At 56.9% G+C, this 17,075-nt stretch carries 17 protein-coding genes, 1 tRNA gene and 1 pseudogene; 6 read left to right on the top strand and 13 right to left on the bottom strand.

Annotated features, from left to right (window positions below):
• Positions 1–51: 51 nt before the first annotated feature.
• The 6 genes from hcp to tssB are packed head-to-tail and all read right to left on the bottom strand — an operon-like array spanning position 52 to position 6,335.
• Positions 52–543, bottom strand: coding sequence for a type VI secretion system effector Hcp (gene hcp, locus IM304_RS08000; protein ID WP_029883904.1), 492 nt, complete (start codon positions 541–543; stop codon positions 52–54).
• Positions 544–548: 5 nt separating this feature from the next.
• Positions 549–2,258, bottom strand: coding sequence for an OmpA family protein (locus IM304_RS07995; protein ID WP_193355816.1), 1,710 nt, complete (start codon positions 2,256–2,258; stop codon positions 549–551).
• 3 nt (positions 2,259–2,261) lie between these two features.
• On the bottom strand, positions 2,262–2,915 hold the full coding sequence (gene tssL, locus IM304_RS07990; protein ID WP_193355817.1) for a type VI secretion system protein TssL, short form: 654 nt from the start codon (positions 2,913–2,915) through the stop codon (positions 2,262–2,264).
• Positions 2,912–4,252, bottom strand: a complete 1,341-nt coding sequence (gene tssK, locus IM304_RS07985) for a type VI secretion system baseplate subunit TssK (protein ID WP_193355818.1) — start codon at positions 4,250–4,252, stop codon at positions 2,912–2,914. The genes tssL and tssK overlap by 4 nt, the downstream gene beginning before the upstream one ends.
• A 13-nt stretch (positions 4,253–4,265) precedes the next feature.
• Positions 4,266–5,801, bottom strand: a complete 1,536-nt coding sequence (gene tssC / locus IM304_RS07980; RefSeq protein WP_193355819.1) for a type VI secretion system contractile sheath large subunit — start codon at positions 5,799–5,801, stop codon at positions 4,266–4,268.
• Between the two features lie 42 nt (positions 5,802–5,843).
• Positions 5,844–6,335 carry a type VI secretion system contractile sheath small subunit gene (tssB, locus tag IM304_RS07975; RefSeq protein WP_193355820.1) on the bottom strand — a complete coding sequence of 164 codons (492 nt, stop codon included), beginning with the start codon at positions 6,333–6,335 and terminating at the stop codon, positions 5,844–5,846.
• A 638-nt stretch (positions 6,336–6,973) separates the two neighbouring features.
• Here tssB and IM304_RS07970 point away from each other — a divergent pair.
• From IM304_RS07970 to IM304_RS07950, 5 genes and pseudogenes are all read left to right on the top strand, one after another.
• Positions 6,974–7,195, top strand: a complete 222-nt coding sequence (locus IM304_RS07970; RefSeq protein ID WP_193355821.1) for an AlpA family transcriptional regulator — start codon at positions 6,974–6,976, stop codon at positions 7,193–7,195.
• Positions 7,188–7,868, top strand: coding sequence for a ParB family protein (locus IM304_RS07965; protein WP_193355822.1), 681 nt, complete (start codon positions 7,188–7,190; stop codon positions 7,866–7,868). The genes IM304_RS07970 and IM304_RS07965 overlap by 8 nt, the downstream gene beginning before the upstream one ends.
• A gap of 322 nt (positions 7,869–8,190) precedes the next feature.
• A complete protein-coding gene (locus IM304_RS07960; RefSeq protein ID WP_193355823.1) occupies positions 8,191–8,619 on the top strand; it encodes a hypothetical protein in 429 nt (142 codons plus the stop codon).
• Positions 8,616–8,964: pseudogene (locus IM304_RS07955) on the top strand (STY4526/YPO1902 family pathogenicity island replication protein); the annotation flags it as partial. The gene IM304_RS07960 and the pseudogene IM304_RS07955, both read left to right, overlap by 4 nt.
• Positions 8,965–9,002: 38 nt before the next feature.
• Positions 9,003–9,182, top strand: a complete 180-nt coding sequence (locus IM304_RS07950) for a hypothetical protein (RefSeq protein ID WP_193355824.1) — start codon at positions 9,003–9,005, stop codon at positions 9,180–9,182.
• A 187-nt stretch (positions 9,183–9,369) separates the two neighbouring features.
• Here IM304_RS07950 and IM304_RS07945 read toward each other — a convergent pair whose 3' ends face one another.
• The 4 genes from IM304_RS07945 to nac form a co-directional block, all read right to left on the bottom strand.
• Entirely contained in the window at positions 9,370–9,672 is a 303-nt protein-coding gene (locus tag IM304_RS07945) for a helix-turn-helix domain-containing protein (protein WP_193355825.1), read from the bottom strand.
• A 4-nt stretch (positions 9,673–9,676) separates the two neighbouring features.
• Positions 9,677–10,030 (bottom strand): type II toxin-antitoxin system RelE/ParE family toxin, encoded by a 354-nt coding sequence (locus IM304_RS07940; protein ID WP_193355826.1) that lies wholly within the window; start codon positions 10,028–10,030, stop codon positions 9,677–9,679.
• A gap of 190 nt (positions 10,031–10,220) precedes the next feature.
• Positions 10,221–11,171 carry an HTH-type transcriptional regulator Cbl gene (gene cbl, locus IM304_RS07935; RefSeq protein WP_193355827.1) on the bottom strand — a complete coding sequence of 317 codons (951 nt, stop codon included), beginning with the start codon at positions 11,169–11,171 and terminating at the stop codon, positions 10,221–10,223.
• Between the two features lie 96 nt (positions 11,172–11,267).
• Entirely contained in the window at positions 11,268–12,185 is a 918-nt protein-coding gene (gene nac / locus IM304_RS07930; RefSeq protein WP_148418189.1) for a nitrogen assimilation transcriptional regulator NAC, read from the bottom strand.
• 320 nt (positions 12,186–12,505) lie between these two features.
• On the opposite strand from nac, the gene IM304_RS07925 reads away from it, so the two are divergent.
• Positions 12,506–12,581 (top strand) — tRNA-Asn (locus tag IM304_RS07925).
• A gap of 78 nt (positions 12,582–12,659) precedes the next feature.
• On the opposite strand, the gene ldtA is transcribed toward IM304_RS07925, so the two are convergent.
• The 3 genes from ldtA to IM304_RS07910 all read right to left on the bottom strand — a co-directional run bounded on the left by ldtA (position 12,660) and on the right by IM304_RS07910 (position 16,791).
• Positions 12,660–13,556: a L,D-transpeptidase gene (ldtA, locus tag IM304_RS07920; protein WP_193355828.1), complete on the bottom strand. Its 897-nt coding sequence runs from the start codon at positions 13,554–13,556 to the stop codon at positions 12,660–12,662.
• 63 nt (positions 13,557–13,619) lie between these two features.
• Positions 13,620–16,313 (bottom strand): cation-transporting P-type ATPase, encoded by a 2,694-nt coding sequence (locus IM304_RS07915; protein ID WP_193355829.1) that lies wholly within the window; start codon positions 16,311–16,313, stop codon positions 13,620–13,622.
• 46 nt (positions 16,314–16,359) lie between these two features.
• The gene (locus tag IM304_RS07910; RefSeq protein WP_148418192.1) at positions 16,360–16,791 is read right to left on the bottom strand and encodes a universal stress protein; all 432 of its coding nucleotides are present in this window, start codon (positions 16,789–16,791) and stop codon (positions 16,360–16,362) included.
• Positions 16,792–17,075 lie beyond the last annotated feature (284 nt).

Below are 17,075 nucleotides of genomic sequence, written 5' to 3'. Positions count from 1 at the left end.
CTACAGAAGTTCAACAAAAACGGCGGACAGGCAACCCTGTCCGCACGGGGCTTACGCGGTGGTACGTTCGTTCCAGCTGTCGGAATGAATGATGTTGCCGTCCTTGTAGGTCCAGGTGATTTTTTCGTAGCGCAGCTCAATCTGCTCGAGGTGGTTGTGCTTCTCGAACGCCGGGTCCTTGATGTCGTGCATCTTCGGATTCACCTTCACCAGCTTCACGTTCTCAAGCTTCGTGTTGAAGTACTCCACTTCCTGGCCCGCGTCGTTGATTTTGTACCATTTGAATTCGGCCGATTTCAGGGTCTGACCGGTGGTCACCGCCTTGTACAGGTACGGGCTGGAAGAGTCGATTTCCTTGGTGAACAGGAACGGCGTGTGGATACGCGTGCCGGTCAGTTTGCCGGTGTTGTTGTCGGTCGGGATGTACAGGTTATGCTCCTGCGCCACCACCTCGATGCTGCCTTCACGGTCCTTCACGTCCACGGAACCTTTGATGTCCGCGCCGCCATCGTCCTTCAGCCACAGATAAACAGGAATTGCCATGTTAATTACTCCATTTCATTTTTTGAGACGCCATCATCCTGCGATGGCGCCAGTGTGTTGCCCGGTGCCTGGCAGGCATTCGCCTGCGGCACCAGACTGATTTCGACACGACGGTTCAGCGCCCGGCCTTCCGCCGTGTCGTTGGTGGCAACAGGACGGCTTTCGCCGTAGCCCTGCACCGCAAAGCAGCTCTCCGGCACGTCGCCGGTGTCGCGCATCCAGTTGCGCACAGACGCCGCACGCTTAAGCGACAGCACCTGGTTGGACGGGTCATCCCCCGTGCTGTCGGTATGACCTGCCACCACAATCAGCCAGCCGGGCTTCGCCTTAATTCCCACCAGCGAATTCACCAGCAGCTTCGTGGTGCCGGGTTTCAGCGCCCAGCGGCCTGTGTCGAACAGCGACATGCTGTTGAGGCGGACAGTCTGCGGCCCCTGTACGATTTTCTTAATGACCGGACGAGGTGGCGGCGGTGGCGTCCAGCTATTGATGGCGGCTTCTACCGGCGGGATCAGACGCATGCCCTGGTACAGGCCAAGTCCGTAACGCAGTGGCTGGCCCCGGCGCAGCCAGTCGTCCAGCAGGCGGCTGTCTGCGCGCAGACGCTGCTGCGCCTGCTGCTTCGGCTCAGGTGGCGTGCCGCTGAGACGGTGGTACACGGCAAGGTGGTCGCCCACGCTGCGTACCAGCCGCTGGTTGTTGATAAAGGAAGCCAGCATCGCCAGCGCAAGGAAGACAAAACAGATACCCCCAGCCAGCCGCATATCCTGCATCCGGCGGCTGATGCCGTGGCGGCGCGGCAGGTGTGGCAGCAATACCTCCGGCAGCGGCAGTAAATCCGGTGCAAGGACAGGTTGCGGGCAAAGCGTGGTGATACCGGCTATCTGCTGCTGCCAGAGGTTATCCGCAGTGGCGGCGACCGGTGTCAGACAGATACCCGTCGCGCAAAGATTCAGCTGCGGAAGCTCACCCTGCCGGACGTTGAGTGGCCGGGTGAGATGGTGTGCCGTCAGCGCCAGTATGCTCTCCAGCCACAGCGTGTCATGCAGGCGCGAAGCGCGGCTGCCGCTCTCCCGCTGCCAGTCCGTCACCGGCAGGGCGACATGACCGTTCTGCCGCACCCGCACGCCCGGCAACCCCGGTGTGACGGTAAACCACTGCGCCTCTCCTTTATGGTGAAGTGCAGGCGGCGATACCCAGGCCACACTCCATACCGGTGGCACACCGTTCAGCCAGCTCCGGCACTGCGCAATGCTGCGTCGCCAGCCACGCAGAGACTGCGCCAGCGCCTCTTCCGAGGTCTGCTGTTCCGGTATCAGCGCCAGCAACACCGAGACCTGCGACACCAGCGCCGGGCGGACGGCTGCCAGATGCTGCGCCAGCAGCGGCAGCTGTTCTGCGTTTTGCGCGTGCAGATACCAGCCCTGACGGGTTTCACGATAAGCGGTATCGGGGGAAAACAGGGGGGCCGTGTCGCCGCAGACCAACACCACCGCCCCCTGAAAATCTTCCGGCGGCAGGCTGTGCTCCGTTACCGGTATGCTGACGAACTGGCGACGCCGCCACCGGTGCCAGAGCGCCGCGCCGCAGACCAGCAGAATACAGACGCTGAGCACAGAACGACTGACGGTGGACAACGGCCAGAAACCCATGACCAGCCACAGGGCAAGAACAGCAGCAAACAGTGTGAGAAGCGTTCGGGAGAGTTCACGCATCCGTTATCCCTGCCCCGCAATCTGTGACACCTGTTGCGCCAGCGAGGACGAAAACATCAGCCACAGCGCCGCCAGCACCACCACGCCCGCCGCCCAGTCCAGCCAGTACAGCCGGCGTCCGGAACGTAAGCGCGAGGCGCGAACCACCACCGGTGTCTCCTGGGTCAGCGCAAACGGCGGTACGCGCTCACTCAGCGCCTTCACCACATCCTCCCGCCGCTCATCATCCTGCGTGCGGTACTGGCCGGTGAAGCCCAGTTGCAGGGTGCGGTACAGACAGGTCAGCACCGCCACGTCCGGCGCAGGCTCGCGCAGGGCCGTGCGGATACGCTCCCACAGCTCTTCCCCGGCATTCAGGGTACGGAAAAACCGCGCCTGCAGCGGGTCCTTGCGCCACTGGCGGTAGCCATCGTCCTGTATGTCCCGGTTCAGCACGCTCTCATCCAGCAGGGCGCAGTACGCATACAGCATATGGTCGCAGGACACGGTGCTGAACCCGGCTCCGGTCAGTGATTCACGCGCGGCATTCACCCACCGGCAGGCCCGGCGGTACAGCGCTTCGCCGTCCTTTATTTCCTGGCCGCTGCGCAACTGGCTGACCATCAGCCAGCCCGGATAAAAGGTTTTGTTTATCAGGTTAATTTCAGCATCGTTCATGAGCGCAGCACCGCAAACAGTTCAAGTTTCACCTCACCGAGCGAGCCCGGCGTATAGAAAGTGCAGTTGCCGGCGTCCAGCATGGCGCGCGCCGCGTCAGTGGACAAATCCAGCGCAAAATACTGGTTCTCCAGACGCAGCGGAATGGCCGCCGGGACATGGCTTAACGGCTTAATCACCATCCCGCTCAGGGCGATGTTCACCACCTCAGACACGTCGTCATGGCTGCCCGCCTTGCACAGTTGCGGGAAGCGCGTCTGGAGTTCGTGGTTCGGCATGGCGGAGCGCACAGACAGATAGAAATCCGCCCCTTCACGCAGCCGCGCGTCATGCAGTTTCCCGCGCCAGATTTCCCGGTCTTCGCCCTGTATCAGTTCAATGGTGATCACGCGCGACGGCAGGCTGGCTTCCAGCAGTTTATCGAGCAGGGTAAACAGCGGCGGGAACACCGTTTCCGGTGCGTCATGCCGGTACGGGGGAATGGCTTCCACATCATGTTCAAGCGAAAAGGTCAGCAGGCTGCCGGCAAGGCGGGCCAGTTCGCGGTACAGCAGTTCCGGATGGCGCGACGGCGTCTGGTGCAGCTCCGTCAGTACCGGCTCCGCGCTGTTCAGGGCGTTGAGCAGCCAGAACAGCGACACGTCCGCCACGGCGAAGTCCGCCATCCGCTCGTTGCTTTCACGACGCATCGCCATCAGGCGCTTACGCCGGGCGGCAAGGCGGTGCAGCAGGTCACCCAGTTCACTGAGCAGTAACGGGCTGGCGGATAAAGAGAGCAGCGGCGGTATAAAACTCCCCTCCTGTATCCACTGCTCCTGCGCATTACGCGCCAGTCTCGCCACCGGACAGGTCAACCAGGCGCTGTTCTCCTGGGTGGACAGACGCAGCGTCAGCGTATGGCGCAGTACCGCCAGCTCGCTGCGCTCATGCCCGGCCAGCTCCTGCACCGTCACCCGCTCAGACTGCCAGCGGCGCGGACGCGCACTGTCGCGCCCGTCATCGAGATTGCCGCCGTTCGCGCTGAGCAGCGGCAGGCACAGCAGCACCTCCACGCTCTCCTGCGCCACCGACGAGACATCACACACCGGTGGCAGATTGTCGGCCAGCCCCGTGTCAACCAGCGTCCCGTCAGCGAAACGGACAACCAGTTTCGTCGCGTTCAGGCGTGAGAGCGCAAGCGCGCCCTCGTCGAACTCCGCACACAGCACACCCCACGGGTGCGCCAGCGCCATCCGGGCCACGGTGTCGGCCACATGTGCATCCCAGCGGGCCTGCTGCTGGAACTGCTGCGGGGCCAGAAAGGCCCCGTCTTCCCATAACGGACGATAGATTTTCATTCCTGCGACCGCCTTACGCTTTGGCTTTCGGCATCTGGGAAACCAGCGACAGATTCACGTCCATGCCTTCCACCTGGAAGTGCGGCACCGCATACAGCCTGACGCGGAAGAAGCCTGGGTTGTCCTCAATGTCTTCCACCACCACCTTCGCGTCACGCAGCGGGTGTGAAGCCTGCAGCTCGTCGCCCGGATCGGTCATTTCCGTTACCAGCGTGCGCACCCAGGTGTTGAGCTCCAACTCCAGCAGGCGGCGGTCCTTGGTGGTGCCGATGTTTTCGCGCTGGATAAGCTTCAGGTAGTGCGCGATGCGCGACAGCAGGAAGATGTACGGCAGACGGGCGTTGATGCGGCTGTTGGCCGTCGCATCAGCGGTGTCGTACAGGGCCGGTTTCTGGGCGGAGTTCGCCGAGAAGAAGCAGGCATAGTCGCGGTTTTTGTAATACGAGAGCGGGATAAAGCCGAGGTTCGCGAATTCAAATTCGCGGGTTTCCGGGATCATCACCTCAGACGGGATTTTCACCTGATTGCCGGTGCCGAGATCGTACAGATGGATAGGCAGGTCTTTCACCGCCCCGCCCGCCTGCGGGCCACGGATCTGCACGCACCAGCCGTTGTTGATGAAGCTCTTCACCATGTTGGACGCGAAGGCAAACGATGCGCTGGTCCACAGGTATTTTTCATGATCCGTGCCTTTCACCTGCTCGACGTAGTTGAAGCTGCGCACCGGTACGGTGTCCGGGCCATACGGCAGGCGGCCGAGCACGCGCGGCATCACCAGGCCGATATAGCGGGCATCGTCGGTATCACGGAAGGATTTCCACTTGATATATTCGGCGCGGTCGAAGTAGTTGCCGATATCCTTAATTGCCGCAACCTCTTCCATAGAGTCTTTCAGGAAGAATTTCGGACCCACGGCACCGATAAACGGCATATGCGCGGCGGCGGAGACTTTCGAGATATTGCGCAGCAGCGCCACGTCCTGTGCAGACGCATCAAACTCATACGCCGAAATCACCGAGCCAATCGGCTCACCGCCCGGGGTGTCGTACTCGGCAGTGTAGGTGTGCCAGTAGAGGCCGCTCTGGATAAGCTCCGGCGCATCCTCAAAGTCCTGACGCAGGTCGTCCTTGGAGACATCCAGAATCTCGGTTTTCACGTTCTGGCGGTAGTCGGTGTTATCCACCAGCTGCTTCAGGCCACGCCACAGGGATTCCACCTTCTGGAACTCCGGATGATGCATTACCGCATCCAGCTGGCGGCTGATCTGGAAATCCAGTTCAGCAATATGGTGGTCAATCAGGGTCTTGTCGAGTTTTTCCACGGGCTGGCCAGACTTGCGGATGCAGTCCATAAACACCTGCATCGCCGCCGTCAGGCGCTCGCCCGCCGTGGCGTCCGCCATCGCGGCATCGTCCAGAAACGCATTAATATCGCCCAGGCTGGATGCCGGGGTCAGGTTGATTTTGTCGAACAGGGAGGTGTAGACGCTCTCTTTTTCCAGTACAGTGGTCTGCCCCTGCGCGGAGCCATTTTCAGTATTAACAGACATCAGCATTCTCTCGTTTAATCCATTAAAAGACGCGCCCGGGTTTTATTTCGGGGCCAGGGCACTCATTTCGTCGCGTAATTCCTGAGACAGCGCCGGATCCCTGAGAATTTTCTCAAGCTCTTTTCTGAAAGTGGCGTTATCAAGGAGATTGGATTTGAGGTCGCGTAATAAATTACGCATGGCCAGCATGGCACGGAGTTGAGGGATCTGGCGGGCCACCTGTTCAGGTTCGAAATCTTTAATATCGGAGAAATTCAGTTTCACGCGTTCTTCCGAACCATCACCGGCCATGGTGTTCGGAACCGTCAGGTTCACTTCCGGGTTAAATTCCGAAAGTACGCTGTTGAAGTTATTTTTATTGACGTTGATTTTCTCTCTTTCAGATAATGGGCGGTCTTCTTTGCCATTACTGAAATCACCGACGGTGAGTAGCTTAAGCGGTAATTCAACTTTCTTCTGCGCGCCACCTGTGTGCAATGCAAGCTTTAAATTAATGCGTGCCTTAGGCACCTCGTTCTGGAACGTATCGGCCATAGTGATCCCTTTCCTTTTAAGGAATGATTGTTAAGTGAACGACATTTCTTTACAAAAACATGTTAGTGTAAAATGCCACTCAAGATCAACTATTCAGATCAAAATTCCAATATTGGACTTTATTAAGTGTTTTAATCTAAAATTAAGTAGCAAACAACACTGTTTTTGATACAGCCTTACGTCGCGCTGACCATTCTATGAAGGAAAAGAAAGCGGAGATCCTGATGACAGGAGAAATGCTGGATGATTGTTTTGTTTTCCGTTTCTAATTGATCCAAATCATTGCCATCCTGGCATGACAGGAATGCATTCCGCGTGTGTCATGTTTCTGGATGAAATAGATCAAAAATGAATTCTTTATTTACAACTTACTTCCTGCAACACAGTCCTTTTCTGGACAAGTTCCCTTTCAAAAAATGTGATGTATATATCATAACTATTTATAACAATAATGTATTCACCAACCAGCCATATAGTCAGAAACTTATTTTTAGCTACAAATCATTCATCACATAAATAAGTATCAAGACTGAAAACATCCCGACGTAATTTTCATACTGAAAATGTATTTAAACCTGTTATCAGCGCTGACTGACAGGTAATAAAGCTCTCCCCGTCCGACTAAACCGAAGAGACTGATGGCACCGTACCATTTACTGCGCATAAAAAAGGTTGAGGCCAGAACCGGGCTCCATCGCTCACAAATCTATCCCTTGATGAAAGAAGGCCATTTTCCCCAGTCCATAAAAATAGGACCCGCCAGTGTAGCATGGCTTGAAAAGGAGATTGACGAATGGGTTGAGAAAAAATTAAACCTGCGACAGTTGCGCCCATCGCACAGGAGCAACAACCATGAATAACAATATACATACGCTGATTACCCTCCCCCTGAAAGATCTGCACCCGTTTAATATGAATCCGCGCCTCACCCGCAACCCGGACTATGAGGAAATCAAAGCCTCAATACGTTTACGCGGCCTTGACCACCCTCCGCACATCACTCAGCGCCCGGGCGAGTTGTTCTATATTATCGCCAACGGCGGCAACACCCGGCTGGCCATACTCAATGAACTGTGGCAGGAAACCCGTGAGGAGAGATACCGTAACATCGCCTGTCTCTTTCACCCCTGGCAGACAGAAAAAAGTGTCGGGGAAGGAAACCTGCACTGCCTGCTGGGCCACCTCATCGAAAACGAAATGCGCGGCTCACTGACGTTCATTGAACGTGCGCTTAGGGTGTGTCGCGCCAGGGAGTGTACCAGCAGTCCTCTCCCGCGCCCCTGTCGCAAACCCGACTGGCGCAACTGTTGCGTGATGACGGTTTCCCGGTCACACAATCCGGTATCAGTAAAATGGAATCCGCTGTCGAATGGCTGCTGCCCCATATCCCCGACGTGCTGTACGGTGGTCTTTCCCGCCTGGGCGTTGAAAAAATCCTGCTGTTACGCAGTAACGCTGAACAGTTCTGGCATCAGCACGCCGCGGATAAAACAGGGTTGCCTTTTTTTGACGATATTTTTGCTCTTGCCCTGACGTCCTTTAACGGGTCGCCGGCAACATGAGCATCTCCGGGATGAACTGACGGGCCTGATGAGCCAGGCGCTGAACATTGATTACAAGACCATCGCGCTGGTGACAGACAGCCGGAACCAGAAATGCCAGCTGTTGTTCGGTGCAGCCGTTCCGACGCTTCCCGACGTCACACAGCAACGAACCTGTCAGCCGCCTTCGGAGGAAAAAAAAAGCCCGTCAGTCCGACGACGTCCCAGAGAAGAGCGACACCACCGCTCACAATGCCTCTGATAAGCCCGCCAGGACAGAGGAGCGCGATCCCCGCCCCGTTTCCGGGGCCTCTGTGGATAACAATGCGGATACCCCGACACCGCCACCGCAAAGCCGTGGCAGGCATAGCGATCCCTATATGATCTGGGCAATTGATCCCCTGAATGACACGCCTGAATGTCTGGCGTCGGTTGCTGACCAGACGGCGTGGGAACTGGCTGCCACCGCCGGTCTGGAACACCTTGTCGCGCCTTCAGAAAGTAACGGGTTTGATATTGCCAGCCCGGAAGAAAATATCTCCACGGATGTCAGGCTTCTGTTCCGCTTACTGCCGTTTCTCGCCGGAAAGTTGCCCGGCAACGCAACGGTCTGGCATCAGTTGCTGATTGGCACACCTGCTCAGCCCGCCCTGCTTAATGACACGGTCGTGATCCCGCTGTTCCGGCTGATACGCATATTGCGCCGCCTGCATGAAAAACAGCAGAAAGGAGAATTACCATGATTCCGGCCCTGAATTTTGTCGTACTGACCAATGCCCTGCACGCCCTGAAAAAAGGCAATATCCATCACTGTGAAGCGCTGGGGTTCACCTATGATGAACTCAACGCCATCAATGAACTGTCGCTGGATGAGCTGTTCGCGCTGAGCCGCGCCTCCGCACAGTTTATGAACATCACAATCCATCATGAAAATCTGCGCCCGCCGCCGGTTACAGGGGATCTCGCTCCCGCAGGGACGAACCCAGATACCGGATGAAGATATTGACACCCGGATATGGCGGCGCTGGAAACAACTGCGCCCGGACAATCTCCTTTCCATGGAGGCGCTTGACGCCATGTTGCGCATGTAGGCGATGAGATTTTGCGGCCAGGTCGATGCATCAACATGGCAACAGGGCTCAGTCATCCATGTGATAAAGACATGGCAAAACGAATTTTTTCTGATCTAAAAAAGCAAGGATTCAGAGCAACTGATGAGGCAATCAGACAGTTTGCAGTCAATAACGGCTGGGAACCTGCCAGGGCGAAAGAGTTGGCGAGTTTTGCTAAGAAATATATGGAGTAGTTGAATCTACAAGGCTTACTCATTGTGTGTTCGGTGTTGGCAAAATTGGTGGTCATTCTGGTGGTCTTGACCACCCTGATTTTTAGGTTTAGCTTACCAATCAGCCAGTTAATGGCAAAGGCGATCCCAGTCAGAGGAGCCAAATTTGAAAAGCCTGCGTTTAAAGCAGGCTTTTTGCTTTTCTGGGCTACAGCAAAAAATCGTAATGCGAGCCATCCGGCAGTTCAACATCCAGCCGTAGCTTTCCTCCGGCAGCCTCAACGTAGCGTTTCAGAGAAGAGAGCTTAATATCGCGTCCTGGCTTTTCCATGACGGCGACGGTAGGCTGTTTAATTCCCAACGCCTTAGCCATATCTACCTGCGTTTTTTGCACTTTTTCACGTAGCTCAGCCAGATGGATATTGAGCAAAATATCCGTTGCCATTGCCTGTGCGCTGGCAACAACCTCGGGTTTCTCATCTGCAATTAGCTGCTCCAGGGTTCTGCCCATCGCGTTACTTCCTCTCTTCCAGTGTGTTTAGCCAGCGAGTGTATTCCCGATCCGCAACGAGGAGCATCTCATCGTAAAATCGCCTTTCATTACCGACCTTATTGCCTGCACAAAGCACAATACCCGTACGGTTCGGGTCGAAAGCGAAAAACGCCCGCAGCGGATCGCCCTTATTCTGGATACGCAGCTCTTTCATATTGCTGTGCCGCGAGCCTTTAAGCGTATCGGCATACGGCCTGGACAGGCCGGGCCCCTTCTCCCGTAAAACGAGTAGCGCGGCGAGTACGCTGGCCCTCTCGCTGTCATTTAATGAGGTGAACCAGTCGTCAAACCTGTCCGTCGTTTTAATAGCCCACACGGGACCTCCTTGTGCAATATAGATCAAACGCTATATAGATGCAAAACTATAGTGCCGATTATGCAGACAGATTGGCTGGCATGCAGGTTAAGGATGCAAAATATGGAAGCCGTCTTCAGAAATAAAGGAGAACAGGGTAAAGGAGGAATAACATGCCCGGAAAGCTCGGCGCCACCGGGCAAACGCGTAGTTAAATCTGATAATCAATCGCCACTTCTTCCGGCTCCATCACCTGACGTTTGATCTCGTCTACCGAGAGCCCGGCGTTGCACAACTCAATAAATCGCCAGACGTAGTTGCGCTGGAGCTGCCCGCGTTTCAGGCCCAGCCAGACGGTATTAGCGTCGAACAGATGGCGCGTGTCCAGACGCACCAGGTTCCCGGCTTCACGCTCGCCGCCGGACTGTTCCGCCACCAGGCCAATCCCCAGCCCTAACTCGACGTAGGTTTTGATCACGTCGGAATCCTGCGCGCTCAACACCACGTCAGGCGTGAGCCCTTTACGCTTGAACGCCTCATCAATGCGCGAGCGGCCGGTTATGCCCTGCCGGTAGGTGATGAGCGGCCATTTGCCGATCTCTTCCAGCGTCAGCGGCGAAACCTGAATCAGCGGGTGATCGTCAGGCAACAGCAGGCTGTGATGCCAGCGGAACCACGGGAAAGCCACCAGCAGCGGGTCGTTGCTCAGCCGTTCACTGGCAATGCCGATATCGGCCCCACCGTTATGCAGCAGCACTTCGATTTCCTGCGGCGTGCCCTGGATCAGCTCGAGACGGACGTCCGGGAAGATCTCACGAAAGGCTTTGATCACCGTCGGGAGGCTGTAGCGCGCCTGCGTATGGGTGGTGGCGATGGTCAGCACGCCGGAGGCATCGCTGGTAAAGAGATCCGCCAGCCGGCGCACGTTGCTGGCCTCGTTGAGTATGCGCTCGGCGATGGTCAGCAGCGCCTTGCCGGGCTCCGTCATGCCGAGCAGGCGCTTGCCGCGGCGGATGAAGATCTCAATGCCTAACTCCTCTTCCAGCTCGCGGATGTGTCGGCTGACGCCCGACTGGGAGGTGTAAAGCATGTTGGCGACTTCGGTCAGGTTGTAATCCCGCCTGGCCGCCTCACGAATAATTTTAAGCTGCTGGAAATTCACGATTCACTCCGGCGCATCTGACATAACGCTATTGTTAGAGTCAGCCGGGCTGTAAAACAAATAATAAAAACCAGCATCTTATGCTTATCTGGAATATCAGCTTACGAGCTGCAGTTCGCGATTTTCCAGCGATGGCTTGCTGACCAGAGACATCAGGATCTCTTTCACCGCCTGCGCCTGCGGAGAAAGCGAACCGCGCGCGGACATGTTCAGGGACAGCGGCAGGCTCATGGACGGCGTGGTGATGCGGGCCATCCAGCCGTTCGCCGCGCTGCACAGCGAACGTGCGGCGGACTCGGGCAGTACCGTCACGCCCATCCCGCTGGCAATGGCGGCAGTCAGCGTGGAGATGGAATCAATCTCACCGATAATTTTCGCCGTGAGGCGGCGCAGCGAGAACGCTTCATCGACGCGCACGCGCACCGCGCTGTAGTCACGCGGCAGGAACAGGTTCATCTCCGCCACGGCCGTTAAATCAATGCTCTGCCCCGGGCAGTCACGGGTACCGACCAGATAGAGGTCTTCCTTCAGCAGCGGCTGGCTGGTGATCCCGGCAACCGGTGAGCGATCGTAGAGTACCGCCATGTCCAGCTGGCCGCTGAGCAGTTTGTCATTCAGGACGGCGCCGCTGTTCTCATGCAGGTAAACCAGCACTTCCGGCAGCTCTGCGCGCACCGCCTGAAGCAGCGGCATGGTGACGGACGATGCGGCCGTACCCGGTGCCAGCCCGATGGAGACATGCCCGCTCAGGGTCTGACCAACGTTGTGAACGGCCAGCTGCGCCTGTTCACACTGGCGCAGGATGGTGCGGGCGTGGGTATATAAAATTTTACCTGCTTCGGTAGGCGTTACGCCGCGCTTGGTGCGGATCAACAGCTGCTGGTTCATTTCGCCTTCCAGAGTCGCGACCTGCTGGCTCAGCGCAGGCTGCGCGATGTGCAGCACTTCAGCTGCCTGCGTCAGGCTGCCGATATCGACGATTTTTACGAAGTATTTCAGTCGTCTTAAGTTCATGTTGCCCCCTGTTCGAAAATACCGTGCCGCTAACGGCTGTGTTGTTGAACAGGTTTTGCAATATGAATGCCAGTTTTTGCTGATGGCCCGATATCATCGCTAAGCGGCTGAAAATAAGGAAAGCCAATCGCTGAAGCCCTGTTTCAGGCGCAGGCAACGGTTTCCGATCTGCCCCATTCGGGGTATATCTGCACAATAATGGTGCATTACGTTGGCAAAATCGTCACTTTGCTGTTTTTGTCAGCAAACGAGCGAAAGACGACGATCCATCCTTTGACAAGGCGTACGCGGGTCGATAATATGCGCCCCGTTCACACGATTCCTCTGTAGTTCAGTCGGTAGAACGGCGGACTGTTAATCCGTATGTCACTGGTTCGAGTCCAGTCAGAGGAGCCAAATTTGAAAAGCCTGCTTTTAAAGCAGGCTTTTTGCTTTTCTGCATTTGCGCTGTCGCAGCCGCCCCTCTAAATATCCTCACATGCCGATCTTCACCGGCATCCCCGACCGCCGCTCCAGTTCGGCCTGCGCGCCATCGCTAACGAGCTGCGCCCGCAGCGCGGCGGTTATGGGCAGCGGAACCTTATTCGTGGACTCAAATTCGGCGCGATTGCGCGAAAGCGGCTCGTGCACTTCTACCCAGCGGCTGCCGTCCGGCTCCGCGGTGACCTTTACGGGCATATCGATAAGCTGCACCCGCGTGCCCACCGGGACGTTATCAAACAGGTACTTGATGTCGTCATTGCGCAGGCGAATGCATCCCTGGCTGACGCGCAGCCCGATTCCGAAATTCGAGTTGGTGCCGTGAATGGCATACAGCCTGCCAATATAGATGGCATACAGCCCCATCGGGTTATCCGGCCCCGCGGGTACGAACGCGGGCAGGGTTTTGCCCTCTTTCGCGTAAGCGCGACGCGTGTTGGGCGTAGGTGACCAGGTTGGGCCTTCCTGCTTACGCTCCACGGCGGTTACCCAGTTACGCGGCGTTTCGCGTCCGGCCTGGCCGATGCCGACAGGCAGCACCTCCACCGTATTGCCATCGGGTGGATAATAGTAAAGGCGCATTTCCGCCACGTTCACCACGATCCCCTCACGCACCGTTGGCGGCAGAATCAGCTGCTGCGGCACCACCAGCCGCGTTCCGGCTCGGGGCAGAAACGGATCGACCCCGGGGTTAGCTTCCAGCATATTGCTCAGCCCCTGCCCGTGCTGCGCCGCGAAGGCTTCTAGCGGCAGGGTATTGCCCTCGGGCACGGTAACGGTGACGGGTGCCCCCACCAGCCGGCTTCCTTCTGGGGGGAGCGGATAGGTGACGGCAAACGCCGCGGGCGCCAGGGAACAAAGCGTAAAAACGAACGTGGCAAATCGAATCATAATGTTCTGTGCTCGGTTAAAAGAGAAAGCCTGCCGGTGGGCAGGCTTATCATACTTGCATAGCTATGCTTTTGGCGTGCGCCACTTCCGGGTGAGGACTTTTTCCGCTTCGACAATCATGAACATCGCAAACCCAATCAGGAAGGTAATGATCCAGTAGCGGAAAGGCAGCGCTTCGGTACCGAACAGCATCTGCATGAACGGTGCATAGACGATCAGAAGCTGAAGCATCAGCAGCACGCCGCTGACAATCCATATTCCCTTATTGGCCAGCAGACCTTTGCTCAGGGAGAAACCGTCGGTGGCGCGGCAGTTGAGCATGTAGAACCACTGGGCCGTCACCAGCATCTGCAGCAGCACGGTGCGGATGAATTCCGGCGAGTAACCCCGCGGCTGCAGCCAGGCCTCCAGCACAAAGGCGCTGATGGCAATCATCAGGCCGACAAACGCCACCCGCCAGATGGCGAAACCGTCCATGACGTGCAGATTCGACTTCCGCGGCGGCCGGTGCATGATGTCCTTCTCGCCTGCTTCAAACGCCAGGCCAAACGACAGCGTTGCCGACGTCGCCATGTTCATCCAGAGGATAAGCACGGGCGTTAACGGGATCAGGTTCCCCGCCAGCAGGGCAATAATGATCAGCAACGCCTGGGCGATGTTGCTTGGGATCACAAACAGAATGGTCTTCTTCAGGTTGTCGTAGACCCGCCGCCCCTCGTGCACCGCACTGGCGATGGTGGCGAAGTTATCATCCGTTAGCACCATGTCGGCGGCTTCTTTGGTGACCTCGGTACCTTTGATGCCCATTGCGATGCCGACATCCGCCCGCTTCAGCGCCGGAGCATCGTTCACGCCGTCCCCGGTCATCCCCACCACTTCCTGCTTACTTTGCAGCGCCTGCACCAGGCGGAATTTATCTTCCGGGCTGGTGCGCGCAAAAATATCGTATTTCTGCGCCGCCTCGCTCAGCTGCTGGTCGTCCATTGCCTCCAGCTCGCGTCCCGTGATGGCGCTCGCGGCGTTACCGATACCCAGCATCTGGCCAATACTCATTGCCGTTTGCGGATGATCGCCGGTAATCATCTTCACGCGAATCCCCGCCTGCAGGCAGTCGGCAATGGCCGTAATGGCCTCCGGACGCGGCGGATCCATCATGCCGGCGATACCGAGCAGAATAACGCCCTCCTGCAAATCCGCATGCTCCAGCTCGCGCTGGCCGCTGGCGGCAGGTTTCCAGGCCGCCGCCACCATGCGCAGCCCTTCACGGGCATACGCTTCAATTTTCTCTTCCCAGTAGGGCTGATTGAACGGCTCCAGCCCGCCGTTCGTCTGCTGCTGCTGGCAAAGGCGGAAAAGCACGTCCGGCGCGCCGGTGATCAGTATCACCTCTTCGTCGCCAAGACGATAAAGGGTGGACATGTACTTGTACTGCGAATCAAAGGGGATTTTACCGCGCAGCTCAGAATCGACGGCAGGCAGCGGGATTTTCGCCGCCAGCACCTTCAGCGCACCCTCGGTCGGGCCACCCGTGATTTTCCAAAGCCCCTGCTCATCTTTGATCAGCTGGCTGTCATTACAGAGATCGACGGTGCGCAGATAGCGCTCCAGCACCGAGCCCTGGTCCACGCTCGCTGGCGTCGGGTCGTCAACAGGGTGAATATTCCCTACCGGCTCGTAGCTGTCCCCCTCCACGCGATAGGTGGTATCGGCGGTGATGACCGCTTTTACCGTCATTTCGTTCATCGTCAGGGTGCCGGTTTTGTCCGAGCAGATAACCGTCATCGCCCCCAGCGTTTCCACGGTGGGCAGCTTGCGAATAATCGCCTTGCGCCGCGCCATCGCCTGGACGCCCAGCGAGAGGATGATCGAGATAATGGCCGGTAATCCTTCCGGCACCGCCGCCACCGCCAGGCTTATCAGCGACAGCACCAGCTCTGAAACGGGCATATCCCTGAAGATGAGGCTGAAAACAAACAGCGCCACCATCATCACCAGAATGGTGATGAAAATGGTCTTGCCGAGCCTGTCCATTTGCACCATCAGCGGGGTACGATGCTTTTCAATGTCCGACATCATCTGGTTGATGTGGCCGAGCTCGGTCTCGCCGCCGGTCGCCACCACCAGCCCTTTCCCCCCGCCGGAGCTGACCGTGGTGCCGGAATAAAGCAGGTTGTAACGGTCGCCTAACGGCAGTTCGCCGCTGAGCGCATCGCTGCTTTTCTCCACGACGGTGGATTCGCCGGTGAGGATAGCCTCTTCCACCCGCAGGTTGTGGGCCTCTATCACGCGAAGGTCGGCGGGAATGCGGTCCCCGGCGCGTATCACCACAACGTCTCCCGGTACCAGCGCCGTGGTGGGAATGGTTTCATGGCTGCCCTGCCTGATGACCACCGCCTCGCTGGAGAGCATATTGCGAATGCTTTGCAGCGATTTCTCCGCGTTGCTCTCCTGAATATGGCCGATCAGGGCGTTAATGACGGCGACCCCGAGAATGACAAACATATCCACCCAGTGTCCCATTATCAGCTTCAGCAGCGCCGCCGCCAGCAGAACATAAATAAGGACATCGTTAAAATGGGCTAAAAAGCGCAGCCAGCCGGGTTTACCCGCTTTTTGCGGCAACGCGTTTTCACCATATTGTTCCAGCCTGGCGGTGGCTTCCGTACGGCTAAGTCCGTCGGGGCTGGATTGTATATTTGTCAGGGTTTCTTCAACGGTCTGTTGATAATACGGACGGTGAGGTTTTTCTGTTTTCATCGTGCCTTCCTCGGGTTCTTTTCAGAAATCACCTTGCTTCACGCCATTAACGAATAACGAAAACAGGAACATGCGCGTAACGAACGATACTCGCCGCCTCCGATCCTAATAAGTGGGTTTGAATATTAGGATTGCGCGACCCCACAATTATCGCTCCGGCGTTAAGTTCATCCGCCAGCTTTATTACCTCATCACGAATATTTCCGCTGCGAACGTGGAGATGGACGTGGGCCTCCGGCAGGTTGACTTTTTTTACCAGCGCGGCAAGCTTTTCTTTAGCGTTATTAATCATATATTCATCCATCTTTCTTGCGTCTGCAATAAAGCCGCGCGTCAGTTCAGCGGAGAACTTTGGCATAACGTGCAGCAGGTGGATTTCACCCGACGCGCTTTGCGCCAGGAACTGAGCGTGCTGAAGCGCTTTGTCAGAGAGGGTTGTCTCATAGACGTCCACCGGAACCAGAATATTTTTATACATACCGAGCATCCTTTTTATGACCAACACGACGGTGTGTGAACCAGGAGAGATCGCATAACGCGCAGGGGTATACGCGTGAATGACGTTTAGAGAAAAAAGGGATGAATGCTATTAAACGTAGCACAGGAATATCAGGATGTTATTCAAAGCGAACCAGCTTTCGTTACTAACGTTCAGCCCGAAGGCGACACGCCGCTAATAATGGTTATTTAACATTTATTTATTCACCGACTATGCTCATAGTCAGGCACGCAACGCGCTCACTGATATTTATCCCGCGCCAC

The sequence above is a fragment of the Enterobacter cloacae complex sp. P40C2 genome (assembly GCF_014930695.1).
In the GTDB taxonomy this organism is placed as follows: domain Bacteria; phylum Pseudomonadota; class Gammaproteobacteria; order Enterobacterales; family Enterobacteriaceae; genus Enterobacter; species Enterobacter pasteurii.
Note: the sequence above shows the minus strand (reverse complement) of the source record. Positions and strands in the feature narration are given on the sequence as shown.

Coding starts and splice junctions, on each gene's coding strand:
- hcp (WP_029883904.1), bottom strand. CDS start 543: ATGGCAATTCCTGTTTATCTGTGGCTGAAGGACGATGGCGGCGCGGAC.
- IM304_RS07995 (WP_193355816.1), bottom strand. CDS start 2,258: ATGCGTGAACTCTCCCGAACGCTTCTCACACTGTTTGCTGCTGTTCTT.
- tssL (WP_193355817.1), bottom strand. CDS start 2,915: ATGAACGATGCTGAAATTAACCTGATAAACAAAACCTTTTATCCGGGC.
- tssK (WP_193355818.1), bottom strand. CDS start 4,252: ATGAAAATCTATCGTCCGTTATGGGAAGACGGGGCCTTTCTGGCCCCG.
- tssC (WP_193355819.1), bottom strand. CDS start 5,801: ATGTCTGTTAATACTGAAAATGGCTCCGCGCAGGGGCAGACCACTGTA.
- tssB (WP_193355820.1), bottom strand. CDS start 6,335: ATGGCCGATACGTTCCAGAACGAGGTGCCTAAGGCACGCATTAATTTA.
- IM304_RS07970 (WP_193355821.1), top strand. CDS start 6,974: ATGGCACCGTACCATTTACTGCGCATAAAAAAGGTTGAGGCCAGAACC.
- IM304_RS07965 (WP_193355822.1), top strand. CDS start 7,188: ATGAATAACAATATACATACGCTGATTACCCTCCCCCTGAAAGATCTG.
- IM304_RS07950 (WP_193355824.1), top strand. CDS start 9,003: ATGGCAACAGGGCTCAGTCATCCATGTGATAAAGACATGGCAAAACGA.
- IM304_RS07945 (WP_193355825.1), bottom strand. CDS start 9,672: ATGGGCAGAACCCTGGAGCAGCTAATTGCAGATGAGAAACCCGAGGTT.
- nac (WP_148418189.1), bottom strand. CDS start 12,185: ATGAACTTAAGACGACTGAAATACTTCGTAAAAATCGTCGATATCGGC.
- ldtA (WP_193355828.1), bottom strand. CDS start 13,556: ATGATTCGATTTGCCACGTTCGTTTTTACGCTTTGTTCCCTGGCGCCC.
- IM304_RS07915 (WP_193355829.1), bottom strand. CDS start 16,313: ATGAAAACAGAAAAACCTCACCGTCCGTATTATCAACAGACCGTTGAA.
- IM304_RS07910 (WP_148418192.1), bottom strand. CDS start 16,791: ATGTATAAAAATATTCTGGTTCCGGTGGACGTCTATGAGACAACCCTC.